Annotated in this window: 7 protein-coding genes; 3 read left to right on the forward strand and 4 right to left on the reverse strand. The window is 69.2% G+C overall.

What is annotated here, in order from left to right; translation table 11 throughout:
* Nucleotides 1-109: 109 nt before the first annotated feature.
* Together AC1D12_RS21915 and AC1D12_RS21920 are read right to left on the reverse strand one after the other, a co-directional pair.
* On the reverse strand, nucleotides 110-727 hold the full coding sequence (locus AC1D12_RS21915) for a hypothetical protein (RefSeq protein WP_477842828.1): 618 nt from the start codon (nucleotides 725-727) through the stop codon (nucleotides 110-112).
* Nucleotides 728-804: 77 nt separating this feature from the next.
* Nucleotides 805-1,491 (reverse strand): TetR/AcrR family transcriptional regulator, encoded by a 687-nt coding sequence (locus tag AC1D12_RS21920; RefSeq protein WP_477829640.1) that lies wholly within the window; start codon nucleotides 1,489-1,491, stop codon nucleotides 805-807.
* On the opposite strand from AC1D12_RS21920, the gene AC1D12_RS21925 reads away from it, so the two are divergent.
* The gene (locus AC1D12_RS21925; protein WP_477842830.1) at nucleotides 1,490-2,677 is read left to right on the forward strand and encodes an FAD-dependent oxidoreductase; all 1,188 of its coding nucleotides are present in this window, start codon (nucleotides 1,490-1,492) and stop codon (nucleotides 2,675-2,677) included. The two genes, AC1D12_RS21920 and AC1D12_RS21925, sit on opposite strands and share 2 nt — an antisense overlap.
* Here the strand turns inward: AC1D12_RS21925 and AC1D12_RS21930 are convergent.
* A complete protein-coding gene (locus AC1D12_RS21930) occupies nucleotides 2,667-3,365 on the reverse strand; it encodes a GntR family transcriptional regulator (RefSeq protein WP_477842832.1) in 699 nt (232 codons plus the stop codon). The genes AC1D12_RS21925 and AC1D12_RS21930 overlap by 11 nt on opposite strands.
* Before the next feature lie 118 nt (nucleotides 3,366-3,483).
* On the opposite strand from AC1D12_RS21930, the gene AC1D12_RS21935 reads away from it, so the two are divergent.
* Both AC1D12_RS21935 and AC1D12_RS21940 read left to right on the forward strand, forming a co-directional pair.
* Nucleotides 3,484-4,482, forward strand: coding sequence for a Bug family tripartite tricarboxylate transporter substrate binding protein (locus tag AC1D12_RS21935; RefSeq protein WP_477842834.1), 999 nt, complete (start codon nucleotides 3,484-3,486; stop codon nucleotides 4,480-4,482).
* Nucleotides 4,483-4,491: 9 nt separating this feature from the next.
* Complete coding sequence (locus AC1D12_RS21940; RefSeq protein WP_477842836.1) at nucleotides 4,492-5,766, forward strand: glucarate dehydratase family protein; 1,275 nt, start codon at nucleotides 4,492-4,494, stop codon at nucleotides 5,764-5,766.
* A gap of 12 nt (nucleotides 5,767-5,778) precedes the next feature.
* Here AC1D12_RS21940 and AC1D12_RS21945 read toward each other — a convergent pair.
* Nucleotides 5,779-6,104, reverse strand: a 326-nt coding sequence (locus AC1D12_RS21945) for a DUF3014 domain-containing protein (protein WP_477842838.1), incomplete at its 5' end; no start/stop codon positions are given.

The following is a 6,104-nucleotide window of genomic DNA, read 5'->3' on the forward strand; positions in this document are numbered from 1 at the left end:
GCTGAAGGCGAACCCGCAAGGCCGGCGCCTGCTGATGCGGGTGGTGGGCGCGGGCCTGGTGGCGATGGCCGGCTTCACCGCCTGGACCGCCGTGGGTTGAACACCCGGCTCAGCCTGCTCGCGCCATACACGACGACTTCGCCCGCGGTGCTGACGCCGCAGCGACAACAGGTGGCGGGGCCGGATCCTCGAGCGGACCTCGCTCCGACTGCCAATAGACCCCCTGGACGGACAGCGCGGGCTCCGAGGACACCTCGATCCTGGCGACTTGTGCACCCACTTGCAAATCAGCCTTGCACGGTGTGCTCGCGCAGGCCGCCAGCTCATCGTTCTTGAGCACCTTGCCGTGCATGCTCCAGGCCTGCAGAGGCGGTCTCAACGCAACGCGATCTCCGTTCGCAAGAACGACATGGACCGACACCCTCGCGTTCTGCATGGCGGCCGCGAAGGCCTGATCCATCGTCCTGGAATCCTGCAAGGGAATGCCGCCTCGCAGCGACAGGCACAGCGAAGTCGACTCTCCGACGATCTTCATCGTTTCGCTGGAGGTCAGCACCGAGGGTTCGGGCGTGAGCAGCACCGGCTGCCTGGCCAGGACGACCACGTTCGTTTCGCGTCCCGAGAGCGCGTCGAAGAGCTTCTCCGGGGCGAAGTCGCAGCCGACGACCAGCAGCGCGGAGGCGGCGAGGGCAAGGCTTTGCAATCGATGGGAAGAAATGTTGCTCATGGGTCAGGACTGCGGGTCGAACTGGTACTTGGCCATGGGGCGCTCTCTTCGGGATTGGCGTCGCTGCCGATGATCGCTCAGCGGGAGGAGCGTTTCCGTGCCGCTGTCCCCGCCATCCCGCTGATCCCGCCCAGGATCAGATCGATCCCCGCCAGAAAGTCGGCGCGGTCGTCGTGCTGCTGCAGTTGCTCCGCCATCGATCGTGTGAACGGGTACTCGGTTTCATCGAGTTCCGACCACGCGATGGAGACCTCGCCCAGGAAGCCCTCCCGATCGATCTCGCGCTCCTGCGCCGAGAGCCGGTTCGCGGCGTTCTGTCCGCCGACGCCGAGGATGTAGTGCAGCAGTGCCGACGCTGCCGCCCATTGCCCGGCCTTCGGCACGCCGAGTGCCTGCACATGCCGCCCGATGCGCTCGAACAGGCGCACCATCGGCAGTTGCCCGGCCGCCTGCAGCAGCGCCGAGCCGATCCAGGGATGCTCGTCCATCGCGTCGAACATGCCCGCCGCCAAGCCGTGGAGGGTGTCGCCCTGCGCCTGCATCGCACCGGCGATCACCGCGTCGCAGGCGGCGACCACCAGATCGCCCTTGTTCGCGATGTGCCAGTAGATCGCGCCGGGCCCCGTCGCCAGGCGCTCCGACAGGGCGCGGAATGTCAGCCCGCCTTCRCCGGCGCTGTCGAGCAGCTCGATGGCGGTCTCGATGATGCGATCCCGCGAGAGGGAATCCTCGCGCCGCTGAGGCGCGCGTGATTTCTTGGGCATGCCGCATCTTGACACAAGTGGAATGCCGTTCCAATATCATGGAATGACATTCCATTCACGCACGATCGCCATCGTCGGCGCTGGCCTCGGCGGGCTGATGCTGGCCCGGATCCTCCATGTCCACGGCATCGCCTCGACCGTCTACGAGGCCGAGGTCTCGCCCACCGCACGCGCCCAGGGCGGCATGCTCGACATCCACCACGACAGCGGCCAGCTCGCCTTGAAGGCGGCCCGGCTGCACGACGAGTTCCGCCGCCTGGTCCATCCCGGCGGCCAGGCCTCGCGGGTGCTCGACAGGGCCGCAGCGGTGCTGCTCGATCAACCCGACGACGGCAACGGCGGCCGGCCGGAGGTGCGAAGGAGCGAACTGCGCCGCCTGCTGCTCGAGTCATTGCCTGCCGGCACGGTGCAGTGGGGGCACAAGCTCGCCTCGGCGGCGGCGTTGGGCGGCGGCCTGCACCGCCTGGCGTTCGCGAACGGCAACAGCGTGGTGTCGGACCTGCTGGTGGGTGCCGATGGCGCCTGGTCGAAGGTTCGTCCGCTGGTGTCCGATGCGACACCGGTCTACCTCGGCACCACGTTCGTCGAGGCCTGGTTGACCGACGCCGACGTGCGCCATCCCGCGAGCGCCGAAGCCGTGGGCGGCGGCGCGCTCTTCGCGGTGGAGCCGGGCAAGGGCATCTTCGCGCACCGTGAGCCGGGCGGCGTGTTGCACGCCTATGTGGCGCTGCGCAAGCCGATGGCATGGATCGAAGCGGTCGAGGCCGCCGATCCGGCTGCGCTGCGGTCCCGCATCGCGAAGGAGTTCGAAGGGTGGGATCGCGCGCTCACCGCCCTCATCACCGAGGCCGAGTCGGCGCCCGTGTTCCGGCCGATCCACGCGTTGCCCGCAGCCCATCGGTGGGAGCGCGTCCCGGGGGTGACGCTGCTCGGCGATGCGGCGCATCTGATGGCGCCCGCGGGTGACGGCGCGAATCTCGCGATGGTCGACGGCGCCGAGCTGGGCGAAGCCCTCGCGGCGAACCCCGCTGATCCCGAGGCCGCGCTGGCGGCCTATGAGGCGAAGGTCTTTCCGCGCAGCGCCGAGGCGGCCGCAGGTTCGGTCGATGTGCTCGACGCGTGCCTCGGCGATGAGGCACCGCACAGCCTGGTGCGGTTCCTTGGTGAGGTCCGAGCTACGCCGTGAAGTAGTCCGGATGCGCCAGGCGGATCGCGTCGATCTGCCCCAGGGTGCCGGACAGGTGATCGCGCAGGCTCGCCTGCGCAGCCTCGGCGTCGCCGCTGGCGATGGCGTCCACGATGCGGCGGTGGTCGCGCACGATGGCGCGCTGCTTGCCGAGCGTGGGCAGGTTCAGCATGCGCAGGCGGTCGACGTGCCCGCTGTGCTTGCGCACCAGGTCGAACAGGTCCGGCACGCCCGCGGCGACGTACATCAGCCGGTGAAACGCCCGGTCAGCCGCGATGAACTCGAGGTAGGCGGTGCTGCCCATCAGCGCCGTCTGCACGTCGATCTGCGCGCGCAACTGGCTGAGCAGCAGCGCATCGGCATGCCCGGTCAGCGTGAGCACCACCTCGGCCTCGATCGAGCGGCGCAGGAACTGCGCCTGCACGGCCGCCACCGCATCGATGCGGCTCACGACCGTGGCGTGCTGCGGAAAGATGTCGACCAGGCCCTCTTCGCCGAGCTTGATCAGCGCATCGCGAACCGGCGTCTGGCTGAGGCCGAAGTGCGCCGCCAGGTCGGCACGCGAGAGCACCGTGCCCGGGGCCATCTCCAGCGACAGGATCAGGTCGCGCAGGCGCTCGAAGACCTGCGGCGCCGCATGGCGCGAGCGGTCCAGGGCGACGGAACGGCTGGGGGACGGGGCGGGCATGAAGCGCATTCTAGCGGTGGGGTCGGTACATTGACACACTAATATATTAGTGCTTCACTTCGGGTCAGCGAGCCGCGCCCATGCAGCGCGGCCCACCCCGCCACCACCGGAGACTCCCTTGAATCGTCGAACCCTCGTGTCGTGCCTTGCCCTGCCGTTCGCCCTGCCGTTGTCGCTGGCCCTCGCCGGCGCCGCCGCGGCCCAGACGCCGGAGTGGCCGCAGGCCAAGCCCATCACCTACATCGTTCCCTTCACGGCGGGCGGCTCCACCGACGTGGTCGGGCGCGTCCTCGCCGAGAAGTTGCAGCTCGCGCTGAAGCAGACCGTGGTCGTCGACAACAAGCCCGGGCAGGCCGGCGGCATCGGCGCGAGCTTCGTCGCCAAGGCCGCACCCGACGGCTACACGCTGTTCGGCGGCACGATCAGCACGCACGCGATCAACGCCAGCCTGTACAAGAACCTCGGCTACGACCCGGTGAAGGATTTCGAGCCGGTCGCCCTGGTGGCCACGCTGCCCAACGTGCTGCTGGTCGACCCCGCGCTCGGCGTGAACTCGGTGGCCGAGCTGATCGCCTTGCTGAAGAAGGACGAGAAGCGGCGCACCTTCGCGTCGTCCGGCGCCGGCACGTCCACGCACCTGGCGGGCGAGCTGTTCGCCGACCTGATCGGCGTGCCGCTCACGCACGTCCCGTACAAGGGGACGCCGCCGGCGATGGTCGACGTGTCCGCGGGCCAGGTCACCTTCATGTTCGACCAGATGACCGCTGCGCTGCCGCTGCTGCAGTCCGGCAAGCTGAAGCTGCTGGCGGTGACGACGGGCAAGCGCATCGCGCTGTCGCCGGGCACGCCGACGATGATCGAGTCGGGCGTGCCCGGCTTCGAGATGTCGTCATGGCAGGCGGTGTACGCCCCCAAGGGCACGCCCAAGGCCGTCGTGCACCGGCTGCATGCCGAGATTGCCAAGGCGCTGAAGATGCCCGACGTGCAGGCCAAGCTGGGCGGGCAACTGGGCATGGACCTCGTCGGCGGCACGCCCGAGGAGTTGTCGGCGTTGATGGCCCGGGAGATCCCGCGCTGGGGGGCGCTGGTGAAGAAATCCGGCGCCACCCCCAACTGAGACCACGCCATGCAGAGAGACATCCGCATCACCGACGTCCGCATCACGCCGATCGCCTTTCGCGACGGTCCACTGCTCAATGCCGCAGGCATCCACGAGCCGTGGGCGCTGCGGGCCATCGTCGAACTCGAAACCAGCGACGGCCGCGTCGGCATTTCGGAGACCTACGGCGACGAGCCGATGCTGCGCGTGCTGGCGCAGGCGAAGGCGTTGGTCGTTGGCCTGTCGCCGTTCGATCTCAACCGCATGGAAGAACGGGTGCGCGCGGCCATCCGGCCCAGTCCGGGCGCCATCGAGTTCGAGCTGGCGCCCGGCTCGCACACGGCGAAGAACGCCGCCAAGGTGACCAGCACCTTCGAGGTGGCGATGCTCGACCTGCAAGGGCAGCTGCTCGGTGCACCGATCGTCGACCTGCTGGGGGGTGCGGTGCGCGATGCCGTGCCGTACAGCGCCTACCTGTTCTTCAAGTACGCCGAGCACATCGACCGGCCCTATGCGGCGGACGCCTGGGGCGAGGGCATCAGCCCGGCACAGATCGTCGCGCAGGCGCAGCGCATGATCGACTTGTACGGCTTCCAGAGCATCAAGCTGAAGGGCGGCGTGTTCGAGCCCGCGCACGAGATCGCCTGCATGCGGGCGCTGCGCACGGYCTTCCCGGGCCTGCCGCTGCGGCTCGACCCCAATGCCAACTGGTCGCTCGAGACCAGCATCCGGGCCGCGCCGGAACTCGACGAACTGCTCGAGTACTACGAAGACCCGACGCCGGGCTTGCAGGGCATGGCCGAGCTTGCCCGGCACACCCGGCTGCCGCTGGCCACCAACATGGTCATCACGACGCTCGACGACTTCCGCAAGGGGGCGGAAACCGGGGCCGTCAAGGTGCTGCTGTCAGACCACCACTACTGGGGCGGCCTGCGCGTCACGCAGACGCTGGCGCGCATGTGCGCGCTGTGGGACCTCGGCATGTCGATGCACTCGAACTCGCACCTGGGCATCAGCCTGATGGCGATGACCCACGTGGCGGCCAGCATCCCGAACCTGACCTATGCCTGCGACACGCACTATCCGTGGCAGGAGGAGGAGGTGATCCAGGGCGGCCGCATCGCCTTCGAGCACGGTGCGGTGCGCCTGCCCGGCACGCCGGGGCTGGGCGTCGAGCTCGACCGCGGCAAGCTGGCCGAACTCCACGCGCAGTACCTGGCCTGCGGCGTGCGCAACCGCGACGACCTGGCGCAGATGCGCAAGTACGACGCCGGGTTTTCGGGGCGTACGCCGAGGTTCTGAGCCCTGTCTGCCTCAGCGCGGGGCCGATGCGGCGGCCGGCGACGTGACCAGGCGCCGCAGCTCGCGCAGCTTCGCCTTGATCCGCCGTTCGTTGACCGGCCCGGTGCGCAGCAGCAGGCGCTGGCCGGCGCTCAGCGCCTGCAGTGCCGGGTCGTTGAACTCGTACAGCACCCAGGGCCGCGTCGGCTGCACCGGGCTGTTGACCGTCGGCAGGTGCACGCCGATCGACTCGGCCGCGTCGGGCGTGACGAGCAGCTGGTCGATCACCGCGACGAGCCGGTCGTTGAAGTACTTGCCCGGGTAGCCGAGGTCTTCGTAGGCTTGCTGGAACTGCGGGT

The sequence above is a fragment of the Rhizobacter sp. P1_G5 genome (assembly GCF_056405435.1).